We start from the raw sequence: 25,900 nt of genomic DNA, 5'->3' as shown, positions 1-25,900 counted from the left end.
TGCCGCCCTGAACGATGCCGAACAGTGCCGCGGTGTTGTCGCCGTGGGCGTTCTTCGAGCGCTGGGCCCAGCGCAGCGACAGCTCCATGGAGGTGCGCGCCACGTCGTGCTCGGCCGGATATGGCGTGCACTCGTCGAAGATCATCACGATGTCCGAGCCCAGGTCACGCTGTACCTGCATCGACTCTTCGGGGCCCATGAACACCTTGGAGCCGTCTACCGGCGAGGCGAAGGTCACGCCCTCTTCCTTGATCTTGCGCATCGCACCCAGGCTGAACACCTGGAAGCCGCCGGAGTCGGTGAGGATCGGGCCTTTCCACTGCATGAAGTCGTGCAGGCCGTTGTGCTTCTTGATCACCTCGGTGCCCGGGCGCAGCCACAGGTGGAAGGTGTTGCCCAGGATGATCTCGGCGCCAATGGCCTCGATGTCCCGCGGCAGCATGCCCTTGACCGTGCCATAGGTGCCCACCGGCATGAACGCCGGGGTTTCCACGGTGCCACGGGGGAAGGTCAGCCGACCGCGACGGGCCTTGCCGTCGGTGGCCAGCAGTTCGAAGGACATTCGACAGGTACGACTCATGCTTGATCCTCGGGGCCGCGCGGCGCCGGATTGCGGGTGATGAACATGGCATCACCGTAACTGAAGAAGCGGTATCCCTGCTCGACCGCCGCGGCGTACGCGGCCATGGTCTCGGGATACCCCGCAAAGGCCGAGACCAGCATCAGCAGCGTGGACTCGGGCAAATGGAAGTTGGTTACCAGGGCATCGACCACATGGAACGGCCGGCCGGGGTAGATGAAGATGTCGGTGTCGCCACTGAACGCCTTGAGCACGCCATCGCGCGCGGCGCTCTCCAGCGAACGCACGCTGGTAGTGCCGACCGCGATCACCCGCCCGCCACGGGCGCGACAGGCCTCGATGGCATCGACCACCTCCTGGCTCACTTCGAGCCACTCTTTATGCATGTGGTGGTCTTCGATCTTGTCGACCCGCACCGGCTGGAAGGTGCCGGCGCCCACGTGCAGGGTGACGAAGGCGCGCTCGACGCCCTTGGCGGCGATCTGCGCCAGCAGCGCCTCGTCGAAGTGCAGGCCCGCCGTGGGTGCAGCAACCGCACCGGCACGCTCGGCGTACACGGTCTGGTAGCGCTCACGGTCGGCGCCTTCATCCGGGCGGTCGATATACGGCGGCAGCGGCATGTGACCGACGCGATCGAGCAGTGGCAGCACCTCTTCGGTGAAGCGCAGCTCGAACAGCGTCTCATGGCGCGCGACCATCTCGGCCTCGCCACCGCCATCGATCAGCACCCTGGCGCCGACCTTCAGTGCCTTGCTGGCACGCACATGGGCCAGGACCCGATGGCTGTCGAGCACGCGCTCGATCAGCACTTCCAGCTTGCCGCCGGAGGCTTTCTGACCGAACAGCCGCGCCGGAATCACCCGAGTGTTGTTGAACACCATCAGGTCGCCCGGGCGCAGGTACTCGAGCAAATCGGTGAAGCGCCGATGCGCCAGCTCCCCGCTCGGCCCGTCAAGGACCAGCAGACGGCTGCCATGGCGCTCGGCCAGAGGATGGCGGGCGATGAGGGAATCGGGGAGTTCGAAGGAAAAATCGGCGACGCGCATGATCGTGTTCGGCTTGGCAGGGCCGGGAAGTTTAGCCCAATGCATGAAAATTGACCATGAAAGCCGATTGACCGACTGCAGGAGCCTCTCTATACTGCGGCGCCACAAGCCCTGATGGCGGAATTGGTAGACGCGGCGGATTCAAAATCCGTTTTCGAAAGGAGTGGGAGTTCGAGTCTCCCTCGGGGCACCAAATCCAAATCTCCGGAGTTCTCCATGAGTCTCTGGAACCCAAGAAAACCGGCCATTGAGCCGGTTTTTTTGTCTCCACGATTCTCAGTGGTTCTCTTGAAAGCTCAATCCTATGTGAGTAGATTTGCGAGTAGATCGAGTTCGGTCTTCAAATCTACTCACAGCCAGGCGCTCAGCTAGGGGCGGCTGGCAGGAAGGAATCAACGTGGCGCTCACTGATACCGCCATCCGCACCTCCAAGCCTCGTGAAAAGCTGTACCGCATGGCGGACTCCCAAGGCCTGTGCCTCGAGGTGACGACTGCCGGTGGAAAGCTCTGGCGCTTGCGCTATCGATTCGAGGGCAAGGCAAAGATGCTCAGCCTCGGATCCTACCCAGCTGTCACGCTGGCGCAGGCGCGCGAACGAAGGGACGCTGCGCGCAAGATCCTGGCTCAAGGCATAGACCCCAGCGCCCAAAAGCGTGAAGAGAAAGCCGCGTCCGCGGCCCAGGCGCTCACACTGGAGTCGCTGGCGCGTGAATGGTATGCCTACAACAAGCCACGCTGGGCCCCCGCCACGGCCAATAAGGCACTGCAGTATCTGGAGAGTGACATCATTCCAGTGATAGGCAGCCGCCCAGTTGCCGAAGTTACGCGACCCGATCTGGTTGACCTCGTAAGACGAATCGAGAAACGGGAAGCCTTCAACGTCGCACGCAAGGTTCGCCAGTGGCTGGGGCAGATATTCAGATTCGGCCTGGCAAAGGGCGTTGTCGCCACCAATCCCGCGACAGATCTGGACGTAGTGGCTGCCCATGCTCCACAAACACGCCATCACCCGCATGTCACCGAAGCAGAACTGCCTGAGCTGCTGAGTAAGGTAGAGGCTGCCAATTGCGACATCACCAGCAAGATCGCTATTCGGTTGCTGGTGCTCACTGCCGTCCGGCCTGGTGAACTGCGGAACGCGCCTTGGGAAGAGTTCGACCTGGACTCTGCCACCTGGACAATCCCGGCAGTCCGAATGAAGGCCAGGCGCCCTCACCTCGTTCCCCTTCCCTCTCAGGCGGTTGCCCTGCTGCGCCAGCTCCAAGAGATCACTGGCAGCTATCCGTTAGCATTTCCTGGGCGTAATGACCGATCGCGACCAATGAGCGAGAACACGGTGAACAAGGTGCTCTCGACCATTGGCTATGAAAATCGACAGACAGGGCATGGCTTCCGCCACCTGCTAAGCACCAGCCTGAACACTCGTGGCTACAACAGCGATTGGATCGAGAGGCAGTTGGCTCATGGCGATCAGGATTCGATCAGGGACACCTATAACCATGCGTCCTACCTTGAACAACGTCGCACCATGATGCAGGAGTGGGCTGACGTCATCGACTCACTCTGCGTTGGTGCAGACATTGTAAGCATTCAGCAGCGCGCTTGATTTTGTCCGGTCTGGGTCTCTGAGACCTATGCCCAGGAGAACTTGACATGACCAACGACGGGACTATGGACTTTAGCTTCTGGGATCAGCATGGCGACCACCATCCTGATTGGCGCGAAGCATACTCAACCAGGATGACCTTCAGTATTGCCGAGGCAGCCAACATCTTGGCTGGAGCCCCCCCTGGCTATAGCGCACCTGTAGGCTCTGACGAGCGTATAGGCCTGAAGGCAAAGCTATGGGTCGAGACCTTGCAAGCCAACATCGATCAGCTCACGGCCTTAGTCGGACAGACTTACAAGAACCCTTGTGACTATTTGCTGGAGCACGAAAAAATCAGAGCTTGGTGCTCCAAGGAGGGGATCGATTGGCCTATCGCCGAGAGTTACATCGACCGCATTAAATCACTGGAAAAAGAGCTTGAAGAGGAGCGCGAACTCCGCATCAAAGCCCAGCACCTTGCAGACCCGGTGATGAGCGTCTTTGTAAAGGACGGTGCCCCGTTACCAACAGCCTCTCAGGACTTCGAGCCTTTGGTACTGAGTCGAATTGAGTCTGTGGGGTTGAACGCTATCGCTCAAGTTGTCGGAGGCGATAGCAAAGAGCTGTTCCGAAGATACGAGAAAGATGTAAAGCGGGGGGCGGAGCTCTTTGGATTGCTAGGACTACGGGTTATCGATGAGTCAAGCGTTCATGCACCAGTCCAGCAACATGCAGCCCTTCCAACACCTCCAGCCCTGCGGATCGGCGATCCGGAGGAAGTCTATCGACACCTTGACTACCTAACTGCAGATCAAGCACTTGACTGGATGGAGCGCATCTCCGGCTATCGAGTGGAATGGCTGACGCTTTGGTCAATGGTCGGCTTCGATATGTGCGAGGCGTTCATGGACTGCCGGGCGGTTCGAGGACTGACTTACCCCGCAGAGGGTGAGTTTCAGCACAGGGAAGTCTTTGGCCTAGGCATTTGCAAAGTCATGAATGCCGTTAGGGCTAAAGACGTCCCTCTCCACTTACAAGGCCCAGCCATTCACGTCGACACATACGGACTCCAGGAGATCGAGCCTCAACGCCGCTGGTGGATTAATGACCTGGAAGACTACGAAGTTCTGTTCCGACCGTCCGACATCGAACGGATGGGACAGATCGTTGATGAGCGAGGTGGTTGGTCTAGCGTAGAGCCCATCGAGGCCGATGATTCACCCGCGGATTGCAATGGTTCGGATCTGATTGAGCGCCTTCAAAAGTTGCAGATCACTATCGACAGCCTTCGTGACCAGGTTCGCTATTGCGTTAGGTTCGATGACGGTCAGCTTCTCGCAGAGCTCGGATCAGATCTCCAGCCCCTGAACCCTGTTAATGCGATGCCTGGCACTCCGCCCAACAATTCGGCAAGAGACTACGAGCTTGAGATAGCCCGCCTGAATCAAGTTGTCGGTGAACAATCAGCGCGGCTTCAAGGTTTACAGGAAAGAGACAGCAACGCCTTGGATAGCCCGTCCGGGTTGACCTTCCCGTATGCGACCAGAGAGCTTAAGGCCATGCGCGCCGTGGCCCTTCAATACTGGGCGCCCTATACCCCTGACAAGAGAATGCCTACTCAGAAAGAGATTGGCCTAGAGCTGTGTACGATTCTCAATTTGCAGCGGCAAGCCAGCGGTGATCCAGCTCGCAAAGCAATCGTCTTGGCCACCGCTGTTCGTCCCGACTCACTACCTGACACCCAGGGGTGACAATACGGCTTGTCACCATGTCACCCCTAGCTGTCACCCCCAGCTAATACACAGCATTGCCATCGTTGATTCCCCAAACCTCTCAAGGAGGCGCAGACGATGGCTACGGCTACCAATCATGTTCAGCCCCGCAAATTCATCAAGATCCAACAGGTAAAGGAGCTGTGCAGCCTTTCGACTGCCGAGGTCTATCGGCGGATCGCCATGGGCACCTTCCCGAAGCAAATCAACCTCGGCCCGAAGGCCGTAGCCTGGATCGAGGGCGAGGTAATCGCCTGGGTTGACGCACGTATCGCTGAAAGCCGCGGAGAAGCGGCATGATTCGTTCTCCATTCTTCCCAGTGCTTGCCATCCGTTCTCAGGACGGCTACAGTTTTGCTGTCACTGCAAATTCAGTGACCGACCTTGGCCGGTCGAGCACACATAGGCGCAACAGCGCCCTTCTTCGAATTGCAGGCGCTTTTTTTGTGCCTGCAATCCAGAGTTATGGCGGGTTGCGCGGGGACACCTTCGGGTGTGCCGGGATCCTATGTGCCCGGTCGGCCAACCCTGCGCAATCTGCCACCATTACTCGCTTGGCCGCGACCGGTGGCAGTTCCTCACACATGGGAGCTACACCGATGACCACCCTCATTCCGTCCAAAATTCGCGCAAGCATTCATCGCCGCTTGGCCTTGCACGCTCTCCGCGCAAACTCTTCCCTCTCCGTCCGCATCAATCGCTACAACGCCCACATGGCCATCGTCCGCGCACTCGAAGCGCAAGGCGGTGCCCAATGAACAAACAAGCCGAAGCTCTCGGTGTCGCTGGACACTCCGCACTGTTGGATCTGCAAGCCGACATGGGTCAGTTTGAATGGCTCAGCTCGCTGATGTGGGTCATCAAGCGCGAAGCCCAAGAGAATGGGCCTAGATCAATGGATGTTATTAAGAATCTGGCTGATATCGGCAATTACCTGGCCGATGAAAAGGCAAGCACCTTGGAGGATATCTGCAAGCGCCTCGAAGATGATCTCGACGCTGTTGGGGGTGCGCAATGAGCCCTCTCGCACGGATTGCCACTGAACACGGCAATAGACTCATCGGCGCCAGCCTTGCCCTGATCACCATTGCAGATTTGCTCGGCACTGATAGTGCTGAGCACCATCTCAACTCTGACCATATCGACGGCCTCCAGCACGCTGCCAAGGTGATTGCGGAAGTGGTCAAGAACTCGGGCTATGACCTCTGCGAGAAAGCGGAGCAAGCATCGGAGGGCGCGCAATGACTACCAAGAAGTCGGCCCCAGTACAGCGTCCGATTACCATGATTGCTGACGATGCTTTGGAGGCAGTCCGCCATGGCAAAGAGCACGCTCGCTGGCTGTCTGCTCTGATGAGAGCGATCCAAATCGACATCGACCACAACCAAGGTCGTTGTGCCAAAGATCTCGCCTGCCTGGGTCAATACATCGGCGATGACTGCTTTGCGTATCTCGAATCGACCGCCGATAGCATCGAGCTGGAGCTGGGAAGCACTGAGGTGGCGCCATGAGAAGCATCAACTGGAACCTGCTTTTGCCAGACCTAACTCAGCCCTACGACGAGAGTGCCGAGCTAACCCAGGCTGAAATCGAAAAGCTGAAATCGATGAGCCGTACCGCTGGATGCTATGGGCAAACCCTTGGCCACGGCATCAAAGCGATCGGACACCTGCTGGCGACAGCCTCGCAGGCTGGCGAGATTTCCCAAGACGCCGTGACAGACCTCGGCTGGCTGATCGAGAACCTGGGCGAATTGATCTCGAGCCTGCAAGAGACCGGCAACGGTGTACGTGAACGGCTGAACGCCAACCAACCAGGGGCGTAACCATGACCAACTTTCAACAGCGCGATATTGCGCTGACGGGATCGGCTTGCCCTGAGAAAGCCACCGAACTGTTCTACGTGACTCACCCGAAGGCCCCGCGCGACGTCCTTGGGCCGTTCCTAACCCACGCCGATGCCGAGTGTGGGCGCGTAGTTCTGCGTAGTGCTGATGCGACTGTGTCAGCTCGCCCGGTAGCAGCCATCGACAACATGACCCGCTGGCATGCGGTGAACAACGGCTATGTCTGCCGGCTTTTCGCTGGCGCCAGCAGTTCGGAGGTGGGGCATGGGTAATCAAACCCATCCAGAGGTAACAGACGCTGAACGCCTTGAGGCGTTGGCACGCCAAGAGCAGGCCTTCGAGATGATTGACCTGGTGGAGAGGTTCAAGGCGAAACAAGCGCTGATCGCCCGGCAAGTGGAAGCCCGTGACAGTGCGCTGACTATGTTCTGCGTCAGGGTCGACTTGTCGCTTGTGATGCTCCAGACACTGACCGACTTCATTGGCCGCAAGTCGAAATCGCCAGGCCTGAAGCGGGCTACAGATCTGCTCATGTCCGAACTCGAATATCTCGAGCGCAACCTGAAAGAGGTTCTGCAGGCCTGTATCGACACCCTGGGTGAGGGGGACGAGCGATGACCGTCCTCAATTTCGAACTGGTGAACAGCGGCTACCTGCAAGCCTTCGCGGTCAATCTTCGCCTGCCAATGCAGATCCAGGCCGGATTCTCACAAGTGCTCGCCGCCGCAAAACCTTCACAGCCAACCACCGTGGAGGCACTGCCATGCCTGTGATTCCGTTTGATCCGACAATGAGCGTGTCAGCGAAAGAGCGGCCACACATCGACGCGCGCAGCCTGCACATGATCAAGGTTGGCTTGGATCATCTGATCAAGCTGCATGCTCGCGAGCAAGACCCTTTGGGTAAGCACTGCCTGGAAGGCATGGTGGAGTTGCTTACCGTAGTCGTGGAACGGCACAACCCGCCGCGGGGTGCCGCATGACTGACTCGGTGATTCTTTTCCGTGACGTACTCCAATTGGCTTATGGGCCTCTCGATTGGCTGCCCCTGGACGATGGTGACATCCACCGCTTCCACGTCCCCGGGGACAAGCCCAACACGCTGAACGGCTGGTACTGCCTGTTTGCTGATGGCATCGCCTCGGGTGCATTCGGAAGCTGGAAGACGGGTAGCGCCAGCACCTGGTGCAGTCGTGAGCCAGTGGACGCCCGAGAAGCCGAGCAGGTGCGCCAGCGCATTGATCAGGCCAGGCGCCAGCGGGAAGCCGAGCAACAGCGCCGACAGCTCAAGGCCGCGGGTATGGCTCAGCGCTGGTGGCGCGATGCTCGCCGCGCGGATCCGGAGCATCCATACCTGATCACCAAGCAGGTTCGCTCCCACGCCTTGCGCCAACGCGGAGACGAACTACTTGTGCCGCTCTACGTTGCTGGCGAGTTGGTGAATCTGCAGCGCATTGATCGGGACGGCTCGAAACGCTTCCTGTATGGCGGGCGCATCAAAGGGGCTTACTCAACCCTCGGTCGCATCTCCCCCGGTTCCGCTGTTTGCATCTGTGAAGGCTGGGCCACCGGCGCAACCCTTCATCAGGACGGGGGCTACACCGTTGCCTGCGCAATGAACGCCGGCAACCTCAAGGCAGTGGCCACAGCTCTCCGTGCCCGATACCCCGAAGTGGAAATCATCATCGCCGGCGACGATGACCGGAATACCGATGGCAACCCTGGACGCGCAGCCGCAAATGCTGCGGCCCTGGCATGTCGCGGTCTCGTCACCTTTCCAGAATGGCCAGCTGAGGCTCCGCCGAGCTTGACCGACTTCAACGACCTCGCGAACTGGAGGCGTGCCAATGGCCAAGCCTGAGAAGAAGGTGATCAATCTCCGCGCTACAGCGCCAGCCATCAGCCCTGATCGACCTTGCTGGGGCGTCTATGAGCATTGGGTAGTCAATGAGAAGGGACGCAAGTTGAAACCCGGCGTGTACTGGCATGGCTACCAGCGCACCGCCGGCGATCAAGACACAGATGGTGATGACGGCAGCGATCGCCCAGTTGTTGATGAATGGATCTCGAGCCCAGTGACGGTCATGGCGCGCACTATCAGTAGCGATGACGGCAGCGAAGGCCGCTTGCTGCGCATGAAGGTCGAGGCCGGACACAAAGACTGGATCATTCCCATGGAGGTGTTTGGCGGTAGCGGAGAAGACGCCCGCCGCCAGCTCTTCGGCATGGGTGTGATCATCGCACTCAAGAAGCGCACAACGTTCATGGAGTATCTGCTCGACCAGACGCCTGCAGAAGTATTCGCGACCACGAGTCGCCCTGGTTGGCACGAGTCCGGGGCATTTGTTCTTCCTGGTCGAACGATTGGCAACGGGAATGTCCGGTATCAAGCCAGCGGTCGGGAACAGAGCCTGTTCAAAGCCAAGGGGAGTCTCCTCGACTGGCAACAAGAGATCGCGGCCAAGTGCGCGGGCAACCCCGTCCTGGTGCTGGCTATCGGCTGCGCGCTGGCAGGCCCATTGCTCAGCTTGGTCGGCGTCCTTGGTGGTGGCGTGCACCTGGTGGGTGACAGCTCCAGTGGTAAGTCCTTGGCGCAGTTGGTGGGGTCATCCGTCTGGAGCGATCCAGGTGTTTTCGCCGCTAGCTGGGACATGAGCAAGGGCGGCCTGGAGATTGAAGCCTCAAGCCGCAATGACACCATCCTGCCTCTTGATGAGATCAAGCGCGCCGACCCCAAGCGCGTACAGGAAATGGCCTACTCCCTCGCCAACGGCCAGGGCAAAGGAACCATGACCCGCGACCGAGAGGCCCGGGGGAAATTGAGCTGGCGCCTTCTCACGCTCTCCAGTGGCGAGCGCTCGCTTTCAGAACATGCAGCCATCTCTGGCAATGCCGCGCATGCCGGCTCGGAGCTTCGCATGGTCGACGTCAATGCTGGTACGCGAACCCATAGGGCATTCGATGAACTGCATGGCCTAGCCGGCGCAGACTTCCACCGATCCCTTACCGTCGCAGTGACTCGAAATCACGGACTTCTCGGCCCCGCGTTCATTGAGTGCTTGGTGGCTAAACAGGATCCCTCAGGCTTGCTCGAGGACTTTGCCCGGGTTCGCGAGACCTTTGTCGAGGACAACGCCCAGGCGGGCCGAGTAGCCGACAGGTTCGCGGTCATCGCCCTGGCCTGCGAGATGGCAATTGCATACGGGCTACTTCCCTGGGAGGAAGGCAGCGCCCTCGCCGACTGCCAACTTCTTTACGGTGAGTGGCTCAACCGAGTTGGCAGTGGCAATGCGGAAGATCGCCAGATCCTGTCCAGCATCCTCGATTTCATCGATCGCCACGGCAGCAGTCGTTTCTCCGATGTCAGCGACGACCAGGCCGAAACCCGAGTCCCCAACCGGGCCGGGTACTGGGAATCGTTGGGAGGAAAGCGGCTGTACCTGTTCAACAAGTCCGCATTGATTGAGGCCGCCCGCGGGTACGGATTGCCTCGAGTTGTCAAAGCCTTGGACAACGCCGGCGCTCTGGCTAAACGAGACACCGACAAGAAGCGGTACACCAAGAAATACCGCCTTCCCGGAGGTGGCAGCAGTGGGCTGTATGTCATCGATACAGAGCCTCTGGATCGAGAGGGCGTGAACCAATGAACACGCCATATCCCCTGCACCAGCCCCTAGCCCGACCGGACGCTGTTCCCACTACGAATCTTGGTGGGAACGGGTGTGAACTGCTGGAGCCCTTGCCAGCTCTGGCCGTTCCCGCAGTTCCCACTGTTCCCACCGTTTTTGGAAACACAGAAACACTTTATTGGGAGCACGTACCTCAGTGGTTGTTTTCCCCACCTTTTTCCAACTCGCTGAATAAGCCATTGATGAAAAGTGGTGGGAACAGTGGGAACGGTGGGAACAGCCAATGGCGACGGGGGTTAGAGGCGTTCCCACTAATAGAGAGAGGTGTGAACAAGTGGGAACACACACCTCTTAGTGACTTAAAACCATGAGCGTTCTGAGCGGCATGTTTGAGCGGCTGGCCGCGGCTTCTATGCCCAAGCCTCCAGAGCGGCCAGCCCCCACCCCATCGCAGCCGACTGAGCCCAGGCTTTCCCATTGGAGGGTCGTCCTGGACGGCAAATCGCTCTGCAGCATGATCGGAGAGCCCATGACGCAAGCGGAAGCCCTGAAAGAGGTTCGGTACCGCTGGCCTAACGCTCTGGTGATGCACCCGGAATCCGGAAATCCAGACATGCCATCCGAAATTTCCCAACAGATTGTCCAGATAGTGGAGCGCTGACATGTGCGTAGAGACAACCATTCGAATCTGCACAGTTGCAGAGATTGAGCAATCAAGCACGCTGCAAGAGTTACTGGCAGCCTACAGCGAAGAGTCCAGTATTCCCGAGTTCGGTACGGCTTCACCCGACTTCGCGGCGTACCAAGCCATGGAGGCCGCTGGCGCCCTTCACCTGGTTGGCGTCTTCACGCCAGATCTTGTTGGCGTTGCATCGCTGCTCGTCTACGGCCTGCCGCACTACTCGGGGCGCCGCGTCTGCACCATGGAGTCGTTCTTCGTCTCCCCGGCCTACCGCGATGGCGGTACCGGATTGAAGCTGCTGCGCGCAGCCGAGGCCAGGGCGCTGGAATTAGGCGCCGCGGTGCTGATGGTTAGTGCTCCGGTCAATGGCCGGCTGGCCCAAGTGCTGCCGCGCACCGGCTACCGGCAGACCAACGAAGTGTTCTTGAGGGCCCTGGCATGAACCAGCTCCCTGCAATGAACAACGATGAGGTCGCCAAGGTACGAGCGCTCGAGTCCCAGTTGGCGCAAATGCCGCAGGTGCCGATCGCCACTCAGCACCACTTCCATGCCGGGGTGTATGCCAGAACCATCCGCATCCCCGCCGGCGTGATGCTCACGGGCGCCCTGATACGTATCCCAACCCTTCTGATCCTCTCCGGTCACGCCACCGTATTCATCGGCGGGGAGGCCTGCGAACTGGCCGGCTACCACGTGCTGCCGGGCCAGGCCGGGCGCAAGCAAGCATTCCTGGCCCACACAGACACCGATCTGACCATGACCTTCGCCACCCAGGCCAAGACCGTGGAGCAGGCCGAAGAAGAGTTCACCGCCGAAACCAACCTGCTGCTTTCTCGCCGGCAGGCCACCAACTCCATTTGCATCTCGGGAGAGTAACCATGTCTGGAGCAACCACTGCCACCTACGTAGCCGCAGCTGCAGTCGCAGCCTCGACCGCGTACTCGGCCTATTCGTCAGTGCAGCAGGGCAAGCAAGCGCAACTAAACGCCGATGCTCAAGCCGAGCAAGCTCAGCTGGATGCGGACAACTCGCTGAGCGCCGCCAAGGTTCAGGCAGAGCGCATTCGCAAGATGGCCCGCTCACAAGCCAGCCAGGCCAATGCCGCGCTGGCAGCTTCAGGCGTTGAAGTTGGCGAGGGCACCGCGATCAACATCAACAAGGAAATCATTGGTGACGCCGAGGAAGACGCGGTGCTGACCATTTTTAACGCCCAGGAGGCCAAGAAGCGCGGGTATGTGGACGCGAGCAACATGCAGCTTGCCGGCAGCCAGGCTCGTACAGCCGCAAACATGCAAGCCACATCAAGTGTCCTCGCCGGCGCAGCCAATATCGCCAGCGGCTGGAAGTCCACCAAAAAAACAGGCCTGAACATGCAGGGGCAGGCTGATGCACTGAATACCAATCCGGCATGGGTGAGGAATAGCTGATGGCAAAGATACCGATGGGCCAAGGAGCTCGGGTTTTGCCCGAAGCACCTCAAAACCGTGTAATCACGCCCGATCCGAGTGCGCTGTCTCGAGGCGCTCAACAGATTGCAAGCACCATTCAGAGCACTGCTCTGAATGTGCTCGATCAACAGCGAAAAGAAGAACGGGAGCTTACCGGGCTTAAGGTCAGTAATGCTTTGCTTGATTACGAAAGCCAGCTCGACACCGGTGCAACTGAGCTGAGCGGGAAGCTCAAGTCTCTGGAGATTCAGCCCGACCAGGGGGAGTCGAGCTACCAGCAGTTCGTGAGCAAGCTGGATCCGCCCAAGATTGATGGCCTGGATGAGAGCGATCAGGAGCATCTGAACCTTGCCATGCGCAAGCTGCAGATGAACAAGCTTCAACAGGTACAACAGGCGGCGACTGAAGCAAGAACAGGCCAAGCGAAGAGTGAGCTGCGCTCTCGATTTGATGGCCTGGAAGGCGCTGCAGCAAGGCCAGACGCTGACCTGAACACGATCCTGAAACGCGCCCGGGTTGAAGGCGTCCAGGCGGTCGGGCGCACTGCCTATGGTGTCGACGGTTGGGATAAGGAACTTCGGACGTTTGAGCAAACAGCTTACTCAGCCAATGCCCTTGCCCGGATACATAACGCGGGCAACGACACCCAACAACTTCAGGCAGTGCAGCGTGATGTGTCTGACTGGGAGAATGGCCCTTATGCCGGGATGAGCGTGAAGACCCGCCAGGCAGTTCTGAAGACCCTCTCCCCTCTGCTCGATCGGAGCGTCGGTGTCACAGCGGGAGCCCAAGCTGTCGAGCAGGCAACTACTGGTGTCGGCCCGGTTTTCTCCGCGATGATCCAGGCGGAAAGCGGTGGGCGGCAACTTGACCAATCCGGCGCGCCCCTCACATCCAGCCGCGGTGCAGTAGGGATTGCCCAGGTCATGCCAAGCACAGGCCCAGAGGCCGCCAAAGCTGCCGGCCTTCCCTGGGATGAGCAACGCTTTCGAACTGATGCCAACTACAACCGCTCATTGGGTGAGGCTTACTTCGGCAAGCTGCTCCAAACCTTCGATGGCTCCGAAGCGCTGGCGATCGCGGCCTACAACGCTGGCCCGGGCAAGGTACAAGAGTGGATCCAGCAAATCGGCGATCCAAGGAAAGGTGAGATCAGCGAATCCGAGTTCGTTGAAAGCATTCCCTTCAAAGAAACCAAGGGCTACACCCAGAAGGTGTTGAACGCCGCGCAGCGCGACACGCAGCCCACATTCGGCCCCATTGCACAGCAAATCGATGCTCGCACCGATCTAACCCCGGAGCAGAAGCGTATCGCGATTGCTGACGCTCGCGACCGTTTCACCTGGCAGCAAGATCAAGTGAAGCAAGAGCATACGCAGAACCAGGGGCAGGCATGGGACTTCGTGCTGGCAGGTAACAAGTGGCAAGACATGGATCCTGACCTCTGGGCGAAGCTGCCGGCAAAAGACCGTAAGCAGCTGATGGCATTCAAGCCTAACCAGCCAACCGACCCCGAGGTGTACACCCGTGTCCGGGATCTCATCGTCAACGGCAATGACGTCAATCTGCTCGACATGCGGGACAAGTTCAGCAACGAGGATTTCACCAGGCTGACCGACCTCAAGATCAAGCGCCTAGCCGGTGGCCCATCTGCCACGGCATCGATCGCCACAAGCACTGCGATGTTCAACGACGCCCTTCGAAACGCCGGCATGAAATCAAACCCCAAGCCGGGATCAGAGGATGCGAAACGCCTGGCTGTAGCTCGACGCTATGTGGACGATCAGATCCGCGGCGTTGAAGAGCAGCAGGGGAAGAAGGCTACTCACGACCAGGTTCAGCAGATCGTTGACCAGGCGTTCATCCAGGGAGAGGTTCAGGGCTCCGGTGTGTTCGGCCTCTTCACTAACAAGCGGCGTGCCTTCGAGCGCCAGCCAGGGGACAACGTGCTGGTGACGGACGTGAAGCAGATTCCCCCGGGTGAAGTCGAGGAGATCAAGGCCGCGTTGGGCCGAGCCAAGCAAGAAGTAACCAACAAGGCGATTCTGGATCTGTTCAACGAGGCCAACCAATGAATAAGTACGATGAAGCGCTCGCCGGTGAGCCCGTATCTCCGGACAGCCAAACCAACAAGTACGACACCGTCATTCAGAGCCAGCAGAACAAGCCCAACCCCCGCAATGCGTTGAGCTATGTCGCAGATCTCAACCCCGATGATCAGGCCAACATTCAACGCTTGTCGGAGCTGACCGGTATTCCATCCGACATGGTCGTTCGCAACCGTAAGCAGGTTGAGCGCCAAGCCAAGCTTGCGTCGGTGGACTATGACGCGCTGCTAGCGCGCGCACCGATCACCAATCAGTTCCTGACTGACCCTAACAACGCCGGCGTAGCCCACGACGATATCGACGGGCTTGCAAATGTTGAAGGCGCATTCGACCGCTTCGTCAAGGAGTCAGGGCAGACCCACTCCACAAGCCAGAGCGATGCGCTAACGAAGGGGTTTGGTCAGCTCGGCATCATCGGTGAAGCCGGCGCCAACATGCTGGACAGGGCGCTGTCGTCCGTGGGCGGATTCTTCGTTAATGCCCTGGCGCCCCAGAGCGCTCTGGATCGCAACGATGGTGAGGAGCCGAAATACTCGGGTCGCACAGAAAGCAACGTGACCACCGTGGCTCAAGGATACCTGGCTCTTCCTCGCGACCAACGCATCGCATTCGCCGGACAGATATTTGATCAGGCGCGCGCCAGTGGTGCAGGAGTGGGCGGTGCGTCGGGCGATACGGCCATCTATGCGCTGCGAAATCCAGGGTTGATCGGCAGTGCACTTACGGAAGCACTCCCAAGCCTCATGGCTGGAGGCGTTGTCGGCGGTATCGCCACCCAGCCCGTGAAGAGCTTCGCCGTCAGCCGACTAGCCAGCACCTTCGCGCAGCGTGCTGCCGAGAAAGCCATCGTAGTGGGTGGCGTGAACTTCGGTACCGGTATCGCTGGCGGCGCTGGTGAAAATCTGGCGGAAGGCCTCAAGAAGACTGGCGACCTTGACCAAGCCTACGCTTACAGCCTCAAGCGCACCCTGGCTGAGGCATCGGTCAACGCGTTGGGTGGCATGTTGCCGATTCCGTTTGCCGGTCGTGGCATCGCAGGAAAGCTTGGCAACATCGCAGTTGAGGGGGCCGCCCAGGCTGCCGGTGGAGTTGGTGGCACGGTGGCCGGCGCTGCAGCCGTGGGTGAGCAAGCCACCGGCGGTGAAATGTTCCTGAACGCAGCCCTGGGCTTAGTCACCTCCCCGCTTGATGTGGCGATCGCTAGCGCCAGCTCTGGCCGGCGCTATTGGCAGATCGAGCAGGATCTGGCTGCAGTCCAGCAACTGGGCGACATGGCCCAGAACTCCAAGATGTTCAAACGCTCTTCGCAGCGGGCGGAAGCTCTGGTGGCCAGGCTAAAAGAGCAGGCAGGCGGTGCCGTAGAGAACATTCTGGTTCCCGCCGAGCAGTTCCAGCGCTACTTCCAGGAGAACGATCTCGACCCCGAGCAATATGCCAAGGCGGCCACAGGCAACGCCGACGCCCTCGGCGAAGCCTTGGAGCTTGGTGCGGACATTTCCATTCCACTGGAGAAGTGGGCATCAGTCATCGCGAAAGATGGTCACCACCGTGGCCTGGAGCAGGATATTCGGGCTACACCGGACGCGATGACGCTGCGAGAGCTTGCTGAGTTTCAGCAGCGCGCCCCTCAGGAACTGGAACGTCTGCGTGACCAGGTCGAACAGGGCCATGTTGCCACCTCCGATCGTCGGGTCTATGAGGACGTCCGCGGCCAGTTGCTTGGCATTGGCCGTGAGGCGCAGACGGCAGATCGAGAGGCCTCGCTTTATCAATCAGCCTTCCGATCTCTGGGGGAACGTTCAGGCCTTGATCCATATGACCTGTTCAACGAGTACCGGCTCCGCATCGGTCAGGACATTCCAGAAGTGCTGCGCACGCCTGGCGGCGTCGATCAGCTAGACCTTTTGCTTGATCGACTGCGGGCGGGAGATATCCCCGACGACGGCGCCATCTACGGTGCCTCACTGATCGACTTCATCCGTGAGCGGGGCGGCATCCGTGACGATGGTGGCGAGCTCGCGGCACGCGACGTTGATGTCGGGCGCCGGGGTAGCAACCGAATCGCCAGAAAAGGGGGGCGAAGCCTGGACGATATGGCGGCACTGGCCGCAGAGGCCGGATACCTGGGCAATGTGCTCACTGCCACTCCGGATATGCTGCTGGCCTCGCTGGACAAAGAGTTGCGCGGCCAACGTCAGTCGGCTCCAGGCAACATCAATCAGGAACTGCTCAGCGCGCGCGTCTCACTGGATGACCTCCAACGGGCGCTCGAGCAATCTGGTCTTGATCTAAGTGTCATGGACAACGCTTCAGCGCGACGAGCACTGCTGGGTAGTGATGCCGTTCGCTTTGATCAATCGGAAGATGGTGCGCGAGGCTTCATCCAGTTCGGTAGCGACCGCAAGTTCGAAATCAAACTCACCGACAAGGCTAACCTCTCGACCTTCCTGCATGAAACTGGTCACTTCTACCTTGAGGTTCTGGGCGATCTCGCTGAACGCACCGATGCCCCTGAGCAAGTGAAGCAGGACTACCAGACGATCCTGGAATGGTTTGGTGTCAGTAGTCGCGATGGCATCAAAGTAGAGCAGCATGAACAGTTCGCCCGGGGCTTTGAGGCGTACCTGCGTGAAGGGAAAGCCCCCAGCGCTGCGCTGCAGTCGGCATTTTCACGCTTCAAGGCGTGGCTGACTCAGATATACCGCGACGTCAGCCGTCTCAACGTGCAGATCAACGACGAGGTGCGCCGGGTGTTTGATCGCCTGCTGGCGACCGACGATGAAATCGCCGTTGCCCAGGCCCCTTTCCGCAACTTGTTCAGCGATGCCCAGACTGCCGGAATGTCGAAAGCTGAGTTCGACGCTTATCACGCCGCCGCAAGCAAGGCCGGCCAGGCTGCTGAAGCACGGCTGACAGCTGACGCTCTGAGCGAACTGACCCGGGAGCAACAGAAGTGGTGGAAAGATGCCCGCGAGAAAATGCTCGCTGACGTAGGCACCGAAGTTGATTCCCAACCGGTTTATCGCGTCCAAGATTACTTGCTGAAAGGGCTCCAGCCTGACGGGACGATTGGAGTGCCGGCAAAGCTGCTCCGCGGCCCACTGGTAGAACGCTACGGCAAGACAGTCGTTTCACGCCTACGGGGCATGACGGACGAAGAAGGTATTCACCCCGACCTGGTTGCTGAACAGTTCGGGTACACGTCGGGCGATGAGCTGGTGCAGGCTCTTGTAGGAGCTCGCCCGCGGAAAGAGCTCATCAAGGCTGAGACCGACGCCAGGATGCGTGCCGAGTACGGCGATATGCTCAACGACGGCTCCCTGGCCGACCGGGCCATCGAAGCTGTGCACAACGACGATCGCGCCAAGGTTCTGCGGGAGGAACTGCGGGCAATCGAACGTCTGCGTCGTCAAGTGGAGAAGGTACAAAGGGCCAGGGAGGCGGACTCTCTGGCTCTGCGTACCGATGCCTACAGCACCATTCCACCCCTAGATGTCATCCGCTCAGTTGCCAGGCAGGTGATCGCAGACAAGGTGGTTCGAGAAATCCAGCCTCATCTGTACCTCAACGCAGAGCGCAAGGCTAATAGGGACGCCTTCAACTTCGCCTCGAAGAATCGCTGGCAAGAGGCCGCAGAGGCCAAGCAGAGAGAGCTTCTGAACCATTACCTCTTCCGCGAGGCAACCGCGGCCCGCAAGGAAGAAGAACGGATTTACGCCTTCATGCACCGCTTTGAAAAGCCCGCAACCCGGGAACGGATCGGCAAAGCCGGAGCGAACTACCTGGAGCAAATCGAAGGCCTGCTCGATCAGTACGAGTTCCGCAAGATCAGCGGCCCCCAAGTTGAGCGCCGGCGCAGCCTTGCCCAGTTCGTCAGCGAGCAGGAAGCTGCGGGCAACATCGTCGCGGTGCCACAACACCTGATTGAGCAAAGCTCCCGCATCAACTATCGGGATCTGACATTCGAAGAGCTCGGCGGCCTTCGTGACGCGGTGTCAAACATCGAACATATGGCCAGGCTGAAAAACAAGCTGCTGAACCGCAAGGACAAGCGAGATTACGAGCAGGCCCGGACTGACCTGATTGCAGCACTAGACACGAATGTCCCCAAACGTGCTCGAAAAGTTGCCGTATCCGAAAGCAGCGAAACGCTCGGTGATAAGGCGGCAAACATTCTGCAGGGCCTGGACGCCTCATTGACTCGGATGGAGAACGTGATCAACCGCTTGGACGGCAGAGACACGAGTGGCCCTTGGCATCAGCTGATCTGGAATCCACTCGCCGAGGCTCAGGCCGACGAGCGCCGCCTGTTCAATGCGGGGATCCGCTCAATAGTCGAACGCTTTGCAACCATGGACGCCGAGCGCTTGGCTGACCGGTTCTACATCCCAACACTGGGCAAGTCGTTCAACCGCCGCGAACTGATCATGCATGCGCTCAATACCGGCAATGATTCCAACCGCGCCAAGTTGATGAAGGGGAACAAGGTCGATGAGGCATCACTGGCCGACATGCTGGGGCGTCTCGATAAGCAGGACTGGGACTTGGTGCAGTCTGTATGGGACTCTTTCGATGGCCTCTGGCCCGATATTGCGGCTATGTACAAACGTCTGTCGGGCGTGGAGCCTCCGCGTATCGAGCCGACACCAATCACAACCGCATTCGGCGGGTACCGCGGCGGGTACTTCCCGATCATCTATGACCGCAAGCGCGCTGGTGCGCCACCTGCAGCCGTAGGTGGCGAGCTGTTCGGTGAAGGGTTCGAAGGCGCGCTACCGGGCAACGGGTTCACCAACCAGCGCAATGAGAGCGTATCGGGGCCATTGCTGCTTGACCTCAGTGCCATTCCTCAACGCCTGGCGCAGCATGTCCACGATCTGACCCACCGGGAAGCGCTGCAGGATGCACATCGCTTGACGCAGGATCCTTACATCCGTGCCGTGCTCATCAACAAACTTGGCCCCCGAGGAGCTGATGCATTCCTTCCATGGTTGAGAGCTATCGCCAACGACCGAAACCCTCCCGAGACTGGAAACTTCAACCAGTTCCTGGACGCGGCGCGCACAAATACCTCCATCGTTGGCCTTGGGCTGTCGACCACTACCCTGCTCGCCCAGGCCGCGGGGTTGATACCAGGGCTTCTGTACGTGAAGCCTCGATCGCTCGCTACTGCCCTGCTCGATGGCATTCGATCGCCAGTTGAAACCTACAAGATGATCACTGAGGCCTCTCCAGCAATGCGCCTGCGCTGGGATATGGAAGATGGCCGGCTTCAATCGAACATGAGCGAACTTATCGGGCGAAATGCATTCCTCAGGAAGAAAGCCGACCTGGTGCGGTTCTCGTTCAACCTGCTCGGATACCTTGATCGCGGGATCTCCGGGGCGATCTGGCTTGCTGCGTACCGCGATGCGATCGCTACAGGGAAAGACACCGCGGCAGCGGCCCTAGATGGGGACAAGGCCGTGCGCCAGTCACAAGGTGGTACCGGTGTGATGGATATCGCAGCCATTCAGCGTAAAGACCAAGGGGCGGCGATGCGGCTGCTGACGATGTTCTATACGCCGTTCAGCGCCTACTACAATCAGAACCGTGACTTGGCATTTGAGGCCCGCCAAGGCACCAGGACGGTGGCCAGCGCAGCGGCCTCAATGCTGGCGCTAGCTTTCTTCCAGGGTGTTATCGGCGACCTGCTGACAGGGAAAGGCCCGGAAGAAGATGAGAACACCGCCGCCTGGATGGCAAAAAGTACGCTCGGTTTCGGCGTTTCAGGCTTCCCGGTCATTCGTGACACGATCGGATCAGCCTTGAGTGGCCACGCCGGGTCTCTTTCACCCGCTTGGCAGGCCATCAACGCCGGCCGCCAGTTCACCTCCAGCGTTGCTGGCGCGGCATCGGGTGACAAAGACGCGGGGCAAGTGTTCAAATCCGCAGTAACGGCAACTGGCTACCTGCTTGGAGTCCCGATCAAGCCCATCACCAGACAAGGCACATATCTCTGGGATGTAACGTTCGGCGACGAAGAACCCGAGGATGCTGCGGAGCTGATGAAAGGACTACTTACAGGGAAAAAATAGCCATGATTCGAAAGCTCGGTATCGCGTTGAACATCGCCCTGATCGGCGTGCTTGTCTATCTGATCAGTCAGAAAGGGATGCCGGACAATGGGTTGGAAATCACCCTGGTGATGCTCCTGATCCTCACGCCCGCGTTTAACCTCATCGCGCTTTCGAAACGCACCGGTCAACCCGGTAAAAGCCTGCTGTCTCTGTACCTCGAGCGAAAAGCCCTCGAAGAGCAGAAGAAAATCGCTGACTTGAAAAAGTAACCAGCCGACACAGAACATCAGACCCGCTAACGCGGGTCTTTTGTTTTCTCGCTAGGCGTAACGGCCTCGTAACGTTTCGTGTAACGCCCGTCGACTGAACGATGCAACGAAACACCAACGCCCGTTCAACGATCGTTCGCCAGGGCCGAAACCTCTCTGCGTTGCTCGTACACGCTGCCGACAAAACGCATGGAGAGGATATGAAAACCACATTCATCCTGTTGGCTCAGTACGACGGCCTAGCGGTAATCCCGCTTGAACGAGTATGCGCCGACTATTTCGGGCATCTGACGCCAACGAAGATGAAGATGAAAATCGCCAAGGGTGAGATCCAGCTCCCGTTGATCGCCATGGAGAAAAGCCAGAAAGGCGCCCGCGGTGTTCACCTAGTTGATCTCGCGGACTACATTGACGCGAGAAGAGATGAGGCTGTTAAGCGAGTCATTTGAACAGTGCCCCAAACAGAGTAGCCAGTGAGATCGCGCTCACTGGCCCCATATTGCGTGAGTTCTACTCGGGCCGCGTCAATTGCTCAGAATGCTCAGCCGGCGCAGCTCCCCGTGTGAGTGCTACCCGCCCCATCGCCCACGCCAGTACCTCTGCCTTGATCCAAGCAACAGCACGAGGGCCAAGCTTGATCTGCCCTGGGAAATCCCCAGTCTTCATCTTCTCGTAGATGTAGGTGGTGCCCATTCCGGTAATCCTCTTGACCTCACGCAGTCTGATGAACTCGATATCGTCTGCGAAGCCCTTCGTCTCTCTTGTAGGAACAGAGGTTGCTCCATTCATCTGTGTAACCTCCAGCAACGGGTTGGATTGATCGCCATGGAGCCCGGCGATAGCAGAAGCCCCCGCCGAGTACAGGCTTGACGAGCGTAGTCGCCGCTGGAAGCCCCCTCGCCGATGATCTCCACCGTATGTAGGGGCACCGGAATCACCCTCAAGGCGCGGCTGGTAGCCTGGATTGGTGTCTATTGAGGCAGAGCGTCAGCTATCGACAGCCGCAGAGCGCGGCAGGAGGCTTATATGGAACCCGAGATCATCCACATCCCTGAGCTGGCCAAGATGCTCGGGCGAACAGAGTCATCGATCCGCAGCGCGCGGCAGGACGGGGCCAGTTGGCTGCCACCGTGCTTCAAGCAGGGAAAGCGTGTGTGCTGGCGGGTCGCCACGGTGCGCAAGTTCCTGGAGGAGTACGAACAGGGCCTGCATGCGCCGACAAAGGTGGGACGGAAAAGGAACGCACCGCCGAAGCTGATGAGCAGGAAATAGCTCACAGTCGGAAGCTGCAGATGGGCGGAGTATCATGTTGCTGAGATGCCGAAAGACACCCCAGCAACAGAACCAGTTTACGTTCGAATACCTGTCTGAGTCTCTGCGGCAGTAGACAGAGTTTGAAGCACCGGATACTCAGCCTGGACGAGAGATAGCAGGTTCAAAACGCCGGGAGCCTCAATTGTCACAACCAGTGCATAAGGCATTGGGACGGAGTCCTCAAGGCGAACTGCTTCCCCCTCGTCGCGCACCTGGTAATTGATGTGGAAGTAGGGATTATCCAAGTCATCGACTTCAACCTTTCTCTTGGCATGAAGAACCGTATCCCATCGCATGGAGTCCTTCCGCAGTTCAGCCTCTGTCTTGTACATACCGCCACCGAATAGGGACATCGACTTCTTTGGGGCCTTGTATGCGCGAACCCAGAGCCCTGCGCGGGTGTAGTTAATGGCGTGAGCCGCATCTACCGGGGCTCTGTAGCAGAATGTTGCGCCGATGGTAACTTTAGTCCCAGCTGGTAACCCCTTCGGTACAGGGATGAGAGCCTTCTGGGGATGTCCTGGGCGGGTAACGCCCTGATAAACGACCCTCACCACGTCTTGGGGGGTAAACAATATCTCTTCCGGATCAAGGGGAATTCGTCCCCACCCAACATCGGATCTGGAATGGCTTCGGGATGAGAACTCTGTACCGTTGATCATCAACGCTTGAAGCGTGACAGGTTCGAACACAGAACCACTCAGCACATCAGCCCCCACTGCTACGCGGAGAGCAAGAGGGCTAGCAAAACTGGTTCCTGCCACTGGCACTACTGCATCTGCGAGCGGGTTGAAAACAGGAAGCGGTTCTTCGACGGATCCTCCGAAAGCAACAATATCTGGTTTAACGTAACCAGGGCTTCGCCCAGGCCCAAACGCGCTATAAGGTGCCTTGTTCCATTTCTTCTGGCTGGAATTGGCCGCGCCAACCGCAAAGACGTTAACTGCGTCTCCCGGCGGTTGAATTCTTCCCAGCTCCCCATCGAACAGCCCGTTATTCCCCACGGCCGTCGTGCACAGGGTTTGTCCATCAGCAAGCTCAGAGTCGAGACGGGATGTCCACTCATGTACGTCGTCATCGAAGAACGTTGCAATAGGGCCCAGACTGATATTAGCGAATCGATACGGATTGCCTGAGACCTTCGCACTTCTCAATGCAGTAATAATCCGGTCAAGAATATCCAAAGCTTGCTCTGGGCTGTCTGACGTCGGCAAAACACGATGATGATCGACATGGCAAAATGGAACAGGGAGACGATCATCCGTCGGTGTAACATGGCCATACAAAAACGCCGAAGTCACATTAACCCCATGCGACAGGTCTTTGATCGATGAAGATGGCTGATGCGCAGCCGACATTTCTGTCGCATGGCCAGGGAAAGCGTTAGCAATGCCTCCGTCGAATATAGCGGTCTTGATTGAAGACTTTGGGGCTTCTGTCGGAACGACAACATTACCAAAAGCCTTGGTGACCGTAGCATCAAGCTTCCATTCTTCCTGAATCTCTGGCAAGGAACGCACTAAGCGTATGCGTGTGAACTGCGCAACCTTAGAGATTTTCTCAGGAGGGATTTGCACAGCTACGAAGGTAAGACCAGGAACGAAACGGAAACCTCGATTGGAGATTCGCCCACCCAGCTCTTCGACCATATTTTTGAAAGAGGCCAATATATCGGCATCTGCTTCGGTAGCATGCAATGTGACATGAATATAGTCTGGCCAGCGAGAATCTGAGCTGATACGCAACTTTTCCTCTGCCAAGTACGAGTCAATCAACTCGATACGTGCAAACTGCTCCTGCCGACCCGCTGAGGTATAAAGACTGAGTAAGCTTTCGTCCATTGCTTCGAAGCTTTCAGCGGTACCAGACACGAAAATTGATGCAGTTTCTAAAGCCTTAGGTGTATCGCTACGCCCAACTCTAGGAGTTACAACGACAGGGCGAGATCCGAGAATTGACAATCCAGAATCGCGCAAAATCGTGGAGGGAAAGTAGGACTTTGCTAGGAAGGCCGGGTGCAAAACGACTTTTGCAGTAACCTCTCTCCGAGGTGCAAAAAGCTCCGGAGTACCCTTCGCGAAGTCAACCAGTGAGAGTATCTGCTGGTGGAGTGCCTCTCTCGCATCCGAGACTGTATAAGGAACCCACTTCTTACCACCACCGCGCGGCCAAGACAGCTGACCAATAAGCTCGTGACCATTCGCTATTAGCAAATTCCGCTGTTTCCCAGCCATAATCAAACTTCCTTATTTATCCTGCGCAACATGCGCGACACTGTTGATGCATGTATGTTTAGTTCATTACCTATCGCACGCAGCGACTTACCCTCAGCCTTGAGGCGCTTAATTTCCAGATAGCGCCTCACATCATCATTATCAACTGCTTCAGGCAGAATCAAATCCAAAAGAGCACGCTCAAAGGAAGTATTCTGCAGCACAACCTTTCTCCGAGCGCTCAAGACCAGGCGACAAGTATCCGAAAGCGGTCTACCCACCAAAACCGGGGCCAGCTTCCCAGCCAAACCAAAGTCACACCCTAGCTGCATTAAAAGCGCTTCAATTTGTTCCTGACTACTTTCAGGGAAACGAAGCCAGAAGTCGAACCGCCTGAATATCGCACGATCCAATAGCTCCTCATGATTCGTCGCAGCAACTAAAAGCGACGTAGAGGGCCACTCATCAATTGCTTGCAAGAGAACGTTTACAACTCGCTTTAGCTCGCCAACGTCTTGCCCATCGTCACGCCTTTTTGCAAAGGCATCAAATTCATCAAGTAACAAAACACAAGGTTGTGACCTTGCGTGCGCTAACACTTTTACCAAGTTATTACCGGTTTTCCCTAATAGGCTATTAACTGCTGCAGCCAGATTTAGCGTCATTAGGGGTAGGTTCAACTGCTCGGCCAAGAACGCAGCAGCGAGCGTTTTACCCACACCTGGAGGCCCGGAAAGTAAGACGGTACGAGAAGGGTTAAGCCCTGCTTCGATTAAACGCCCAGCATTCATCCACTCATCAACTAATGCGTGTAAACCTGCCCCAACTTCTGGAGCCCAAACTGGACGATGCTCCATCTGAACAGGAAATTGAACGGTTGTGAGTGGAAGATTGCTGTCGGCATCGACAGGACTCAAGCTGGCTTGCTGTGCGGCAGAATCTCGCGCCAGCGTAAGCTGTGAGGCGTTCGCATCTGCCAATGCCTTCGACAATATTTCCGATAGCGGGGATTTTTCTCGACGGAGTCGCGCAATTAGGCGGCTCAATCGAAGCTGGAATGATGGTGCATTTCCAGTGCAGCCTTCACGGACTAGGGCAATCCATTCAGCGTGGGAGGCGGGAACTGTAGGCACGTGATTTTCTCTATGTGTGTTGCTGTCGTTGCGCAGTGTTGCATGATTTCGCGCAACACTCAAGACACCCCGATGCACTGCCAGCAGTTAAGAGCCCCCTCCATGTGGCACCCTCAGGCATTTCAATCGAAGCTAAGCATCTGAAAAATAAAAGCTTTCGTCTCTCCATGGAAATTCTCCGCAGAAGCTGCGACTGCGCAGCGCGCCTAGCAAG

Annotated in this window: 27 protein-coding genes and 1 tRNA gene; 23 read left to right on the top strand and 5 right to left on the bottom strand. The window is 58.2% G+C overall.

The window, feature by feature from the left end; genetic code table 11:
* Nucleotides 1–562, bottom strand: a 562-nt coding sequence (locus tag ACPZMI_RS16235) for a tRNA guanosine(34) transglycosylase Tgt (RefSeq protein ID WP_426352655.1), incomplete at its 3' end; no start/stop codon positions are given.
* A 14-nt stretch (nt 563–576) separates the two neighbouring features.
* Nucleotides 577–1,626, bottom strand: a complete 1,050-nt coding sequence (queA, locus tag ACPZMI_RS16230) for a tRNA preQ1(34) S-adenosylmethionine ribosyltransferase-isomerase QueA (RefSeq protein ID WP_426352654.1) — start codon at nt 1,624–1,626, stop codon at nt 577–579.
* A gap of 108 nt (nt 1,627–1,734) precedes the next feature.
* Here queA and ACPZMI_RS16225 point away from each other — a divergent pair.
* From ACPZMI_RS16225 to ACPZMI_RS16120, 22 genes are all read left to right on the top strand, one after another.
* Nucleotides 1,735–1,819 (top strand) — tRNA-Leu (locus ACPZMI_RS16225).
* A 204-nt stretch (nt 1,820–2,023) separates the two neighbouring features.
* Nucleotides 2,024–3,232 carry a tyrosine-type recombinase/integrase gene (locus tag ACPZMI_RS16220; protein WP_426352653.1) on the top strand — a complete coding sequence of 403 codons (1,209 nt, stop codon included), beginning with the start codon at nt 2,024–2,026 and terminating at the stop codon, nt 3,230–3,232.
* A 47-nt stretch (nt 3,233–3,279) separates the two neighbouring features.
* Complete coding sequence (locus ACPZMI_RS16215; RefSeq protein WP_426352652.1) at nt 3,280–4,965, top strand: hypothetical protein; 1,686 nt, start codon at nt 3,280–3,282, stop codon at nt 4,963–4,965.
* Nucleotides 4,966–5,064: 99 nt separating this feature from the next.
* Nucleotides 5,065–5,286: a helix-turn-helix transcriptional regulator gene (locus ACPZMI_RS16210; RefSeq protein ID WP_426352651.1), complete on the top strand. Its 222-nt coding sequence runs from the start codon at nt 5,065–5,067 to the stop codon at nt 5,284–5,286.
* A gap of 299 nt (nt 5,287–5,585) precedes the next feature.
* Entirely contained in the window at nt 5,586–5,744 is a 159-nt protein-coding gene (locus ACPZMI_RS16205) for a hypothetical protein (RefSeq protein WP_426352650.1), read from the top strand.
* On the top strand, nt 5,741–6,004 hold the full coding sequence (locus ACPZMI_RS16200) for a hypothetical protein (RefSeq protein WP_426352649.1): 264 nt from the start codon (nt 5,741–5,743) through the stop codon (nt 6,002–6,004). Before ACPZMI_RS16205 ends, ACPZMI_RS16200 begins: the two co-directional genes overlap by 4 nt.
* On the top strand, nt 6,001–6,231 hold the full coding sequence (locus ACPZMI_RS16195) for a hypothetical protein (RefSeq protein ID WP_426352648.1): 231 nt from the start codon (nt 6,001–6,003) through the stop codon (nt 6,229–6,231). The genes ACPZMI_RS16200 and ACPZMI_RS16195 overlap by 4 nt, the downstream gene beginning before the upstream one ends.
* Complete coding sequence (locus ACPZMI_RS16190) at nt 6,228–6,497, top strand: hypothetical protein (protein ID WP_426352647.1); 270 nt, start codon at nt 6,228–6,230, stop codon at nt 6,495–6,497. Before ACPZMI_RS16195 ends, ACPZMI_RS16190 begins: the two co-directional genes overlap by 4 nt.
* Complete coding sequence (locus tag ACPZMI_RS16185; RefSeq protein ID WP_426352646.1) at nt 6,494–6,811, top strand: hypothetical protein; 318 nt, start codon at nt 6,494–6,496, stop codon at nt 6,809–6,811. Before ACPZMI_RS16190 ends, ACPZMI_RS16185 begins: the two co-directional genes overlap by 4 nt.
* Nucleotides 6,812–6,813: 2 nt before the next feature.
* Complete coding sequence (locus ACPZMI_RS16180; protein ID WP_426352645.1) at nt 6,814–7,104, top strand: hypothetical protein; 291 nt, start codon at nt 6,814–6,816, stop codon at nt 7,102–7,104.
* Nucleotides 7,097–7,450, top strand: coding sequence for a hypothetical protein (locus ACPZMI_RS16175; protein WP_426352644.1), 354 nt, complete (start codon nt 7,097–7,099; stop codon nt 7,448–7,450). Before ACPZMI_RS16180 ends, ACPZMI_RS16175 begins: the two co-directional genes overlap by 8 nt.
* Nucleotides 7,447–7,605, top strand: a complete 159-nt coding sequence (locus ACPZMI_RS16170) for a hypothetical protein (protein ID WP_426352643.1) — start codon at nt 7,447–7,449, stop codon at nt 7,603–7,605. Before ACPZMI_RS16175 ends, ACPZMI_RS16170 begins: the two co-directional genes overlap by 4 nt.
* Nucleotides 7,596–7,814 (top strand): hypothetical protein, encoded by a 219-nt coding sequence (locus tag ACPZMI_RS16165; RefSeq protein WP_426352642.1) that lies wholly within the window; start codon nt 7,596–7,598, stop codon nt 7,812–7,814. The genes ACPZMI_RS16170 and ACPZMI_RS16165 overlap by 10 nt, the downstream gene beginning before the upstream one ends.
* Nucleotides 7,811–8,692 carry a toprim domain-containing protein gene (locus ACPZMI_RS16160; RefSeq protein WP_426352641.1) on the top strand — a complete coding sequence of 294 codons (882 nt, stop codon included), beginning with the start codon at nt 7,811–7,813 and terminating at the stop codon, nt 8,690–8,692. Before ACPZMI_RS16165 ends, ACPZMI_RS16160 begins: the two co-directional genes overlap by 4 nt.
* Nucleotides 8,679–10,478, top strand: a complete 1,800-nt coding sequence (locus ACPZMI_RS16155) for a DUF927 domain-containing protein (protein ID WP_426352640.1) — start codon at nt 8,679–8,681, stop codon at nt 10,476–10,478. The genes ACPZMI_RS16160 and ACPZMI_RS16155 overlap by 14 nt, the downstream gene beginning before the upstream one ends.
* Before the next feature lie 644 nt (nt 10,479–11,122).
* On the top strand, nt 11,123–11,584 hold the full coding sequence (locus tag ACPZMI_RS16150; protein ID WP_426352639.1) for a GNAT family N-acetyltransferase: 462 nt from the start codon (nt 11,123–11,125) through the stop codon (nt 11,582–11,584).
* Nucleotides 11,581–12,018, top strand: a complete 438-nt coding sequence (locus ACPZMI_RS16145) for a hypothetical protein (RefSeq protein ID WP_426352638.1) — start codon at nt 11,581–11,583, stop codon at nt 12,016–12,018. The genes ACPZMI_RS16150 and ACPZMI_RS16145 overlap by 4 nt, the downstream gene beginning before the upstream one ends.
* Before the next feature lie 2 nt (nt 12,019–12,020).
* Nucleotides 12,021–12,569 carry a hypothetical protein gene (locus ACPZMI_RS16140; protein WP_371034636.1) on the top strand — a complete coding sequence of 183 codons (549 nt, stop codon included), beginning with the start codon at nt 12,021–12,023 and terminating at the stop codon, nt 12,567–12,569.
* Nucleotides 12,569–14,665: a transglycosylase SLT domain-containing protein gene (locus ACPZMI_RS16135; RefSeq protein ID WP_426352637.1), complete on the top strand. Its 2,097-nt coding sequence runs from the start codon at nt 12,569–12,571 to the stop codon at nt 14,663–14,665. The genes ACPZMI_RS16140 and ACPZMI_RS16135 overlap by 1 nt, the downstream gene beginning before the upstream one ends.
* On the top strand, nt 14,662–20,775 hold the full coding sequence (locus ACPZMI_RS16130) for a hypothetical protein (protein ID WP_426352636.1): 6,114 nt from the start codon (nt 14,662–14,664) through the stop codon (nt 20,773–20,775). Before ACPZMI_RS16135 ends, ACPZMI_RS16130 begins: the two co-directional genes overlap by 4 nt.
* Nucleotides 20,776–20,777: 2 nt before the next feature.
* Nucleotides 20,778–21,026 carry a hypothetical protein gene (locus tag ACPZMI_RS16125; protein ID WP_426352635.1) on the top strand — a complete coding sequence of 83 codons (249 nt, stop codon included), beginning with the start codon at nt 20,778–20,780 and terminating at the stop codon, nt 21,024–21,026.
* 200 nt (nt 21,027–21,226) lie between these two features.
* Nucleotides 21,227–21,475, top strand: coding sequence for a pyocin activator PrtN family protein (locus ACPZMI_RS16120; protein ID WP_426352634.1), 249 nt, complete (start codon nt 21,227–21,229; stop codon nt 21,473–21,475).
* A gap of 61 nt (nt 21,476–21,536) precedes the next feature.
* On the opposite strand, the gene ACPZMI_RS16115 is transcribed toward ACPZMI_RS16120, so the two are convergent.
* Nucleotides 21,537–21,815 carry a helix-turn-helix transcriptional regulator gene (locus ACPZMI_RS16115; RefSeq protein ID WP_426352633.1) on the bottom strand — a complete coding sequence of 93 codons (279 nt, stop codon included), beginning with the start codon at nt 21,813–21,815 and terminating at the stop codon, nt 21,537–21,539.
* Nucleotides 21,816–22,052: 237 nt separating this feature from the next.
* On the opposite strand from ACPZMI_RS16115, the gene ACPZMI_RS16110 reads away from it, so the two are divergent.
* The gene (locus ACPZMI_RS16110) at nt 22,053–22,298 is read left to right on the top strand and encodes a helix-turn-helix transcriptional regulator (RefSeq protein ID WP_426352632.1); all 246 of its coding nucleotides are present in this window, start codon (nt 22,053–22,055) and stop codon (nt 22,296–22,298) included.
* Between the two features lie 77 nt (nt 22,299–22,375).
* Here ACPZMI_RS16110 and ACPZMI_RS16105 read toward each other — a convergent pair whose 3' ends face one another.
* Both ACPZMI_RS16105 and ACPZMI_RS16100 read right to left on the bottom strand, forming a co-directional pair.
* Nucleotides 22,376–24,574 carry a S8 family peptidase gene (locus ACPZMI_RS16105; protein WP_426352631.1) on the bottom strand — a complete coding sequence of 733 codons (2,199 nt, stop codon included), beginning with the start codon at nt 24,572–24,574 and terminating at the stop codon, nt 22,376–22,378.
* 2 nt (nt 24,575–24,576) lie between these two features.
* The gene (locus ACPZMI_RS16100) at nt 24,577–25,686 is read right to left on the bottom strand and encodes an AAA family ATPase (RefSeq protein WP_426352630.1); all 1,110 of its coding nucleotides are present in this window, start codon (nt 25,684–25,686) and stop codon (nt 24,577–24,579) included.
* Nucleotides 25,687–25,900 lie beyond the last annotated feature (214 nt).

The sequence above is a fragment of the Pseudomonas wayambapalatensis genome (assembly GCF_049942315.1).
GTDB lineage: Bacteria > Pseudomonadota > Gammaproteobacteria > Pseudomonadales > Pseudomonadaceae > Aquipseudomonas > Aquipseudomonas wayambapalatensis.
Note: the sequence above shows the minus strand (reverse complement) of the source record. Positions and strands in the feature narration are given on the sequence as shown.

What these genes read in the sequence shown, in the direction of transcription:
- queA (WP_426352654.1), bottom strand. Translation starts at nt 1,626, where the DNA reads ATGCGCGTCGCCGATTTTTCCTTCGAACTCCCCGATTCCCTCATCGCC.
- ACPZMI_RS16215 (WP_426352652.1), top strand. Translation starts at nt 3,280, where the DNA reads ATGACCAACGACGGGACTATGGACTTTAGCTTCTGGGATCAGCATGGC.
- ACPZMI_RS16210 (WP_426352651.1), top strand. Translation starts at nt 5,065, where the DNA reads ATGGCTACGGCTACCAATCATGTTCAGCCCCGCAAATTCATCAAGATC.
- ACPZMI_RS16205 (WP_426352650.1), top strand. Translation starts at nt 5,586, where the DNA reads ATGACCACCCTCATTCCGTCCAAAATTCGCGCAAGCATTCATCGCCGC.
- ACPZMI_RS16200 (WP_426352649.1), top strand. Translation starts at nt 5,741, where the DNA reads ATGAACAAACAAGCCGAAGCTCTCGGTGTCGCTGGACACTCCGCACTG.
- ACPZMI_RS16195 (WP_426352648.1), top strand. Translation starts at nt 6,001, where the DNA reads ATGAGCCCTCTCGCACGGATTGCCACTGAACACGGCAATAGACTCATC.
- ACPZMI_RS16190 (WP_426352647.1), top strand. Translation starts at nt 6,228, where the DNA reads ATGACTACCAAGAAGTCGGCCCCAGTACAGCGTCCGATTACCATGATT.
- ACPZMI_RS16185 (WP_426352646.1), top strand. Translation starts at nt 6,494, where the DNA reads ATGAGAAGCATCAACTGGAACCTGCTTTTGCCAGACCTAACTCAGCCC.
- ACPZMI_RS16180 (WP_426352645.1), top strand. Translation starts at nt 6,814, where the DNA reads ATGACCAACTTTCAACAGCGCGATATTGCGCTGACGGGATCGGCTTGC.
- ACPZMI_RS16175 (WP_426352644.1), top strand. Translation starts at nt 7,097, where the DNA reads ATGGGTAATCAAACCCATCCAGAGGTAACAGACGCTGAACGCCTTGAG.
- ACPZMI_RS16170 (WP_426352643.1), top strand. Translation starts at nt 7,447, where the DNA reads ATGACCGTCCTCAATTTCGAACTGGTGAACAGCGGCTACCTGCAAGCC.
- ACPZMI_RS16165 (WP_426352642.1), top strand. Translation starts at nt 7,596, where the DNA reads ATGCCTGTGATTCCGTTTGATCCGACAATGAGCGTGTCAGCGAAAGAG.
- ACPZMI_RS16160 (WP_426352641.1), top strand. Translation starts at nt 7,811, where the DNA reads ATGACTGACTCGGTGATTCTTTTCCGTGACGTACTCCAATTGGCTTAT.
- ACPZMI_RS16155 (WP_426352640.1), top strand. Translation starts at nt 8,679, where the DNA reads ATGGCCAAGCCTGAGAAGAAGGTGATCAATCTCCGCGCTACAGCGCCA.
- ACPZMI_RS16150 (WP_426352639.1), top strand. Translation starts at nt 11,123, where the DNA reads ATGTGCGTAGAGACAACCATTCGAATCTGCACAGTTGCAGAGATTGAG.
- ACPZMI_RS16145 (WP_426352638.1), top strand. Translation starts at nt 11,581, where the DNA reads ATGAACCAGCTCCCTGCAATGAACAACGATGAGGTCGCCAAGGTACGA.
- ACPZMI_RS16140 (WP_371034636.1), top strand. Translation starts at nt 12,021, where the DNA reads ATGTCTGGAGCAACCACTGCCACCTACGTAGCCGCAGCTGCAGTCGCA.
- ACPZMI_RS16135 (WP_426352637.1), top strand. Translation starts at nt 12,569, where the DNA reads ATGGCAAAGATACCGATGGGCCAAGGAGCTCGGGTTTTGCCCGAAGCA.
- ACPZMI_RS16130 (WP_426352636.1), top strand. Translation starts at nt 14,662, where the DNA reads ATGAATAAGTACGATGAAGCGCTCGCCGGTGAGCCCGTATCTCCGGAC.
- ACPZMI_RS16125 (WP_426352635.1), top strand. Translation starts at nt 20,778, where the DNA reads ATGATTCGAAAGCTCGGTATCGCGTTGAACATCGCCCTGATCGGCGTG.
- ACPZMI_RS16120 (WP_426352634.1), top strand. Translation starts at nt 21,227, where the DNA reads ATGAAAACCACATTCATCCTGTTGGCTCAGTACGACGGCCTAGCGGTA.
- ACPZMI_RS16115 (WP_426352633.1), bottom strand. Translation starts at nt 21,815, where the DNA reads ATGAATGGAGCAACCTCTGTTCCTACAAGAGAGACGAAGGGCTTCGCA.
- ACPZMI_RS16110 (WP_426352632.1), top strand. Translation starts at nt 22,053, where the DNA reads ATGGAACCCGAGATCATCCACATCCCTGAGCTGGCCAAGATGCTCGGG.
- ACPZMI_RS16105 (WP_426352631.1), bottom strand. Translation starts at nt 24,574, where the DNA reads ATGGCTGGGAAACAGCGGAATTTGCTAATAGCGAATGGTCACGAGCTT.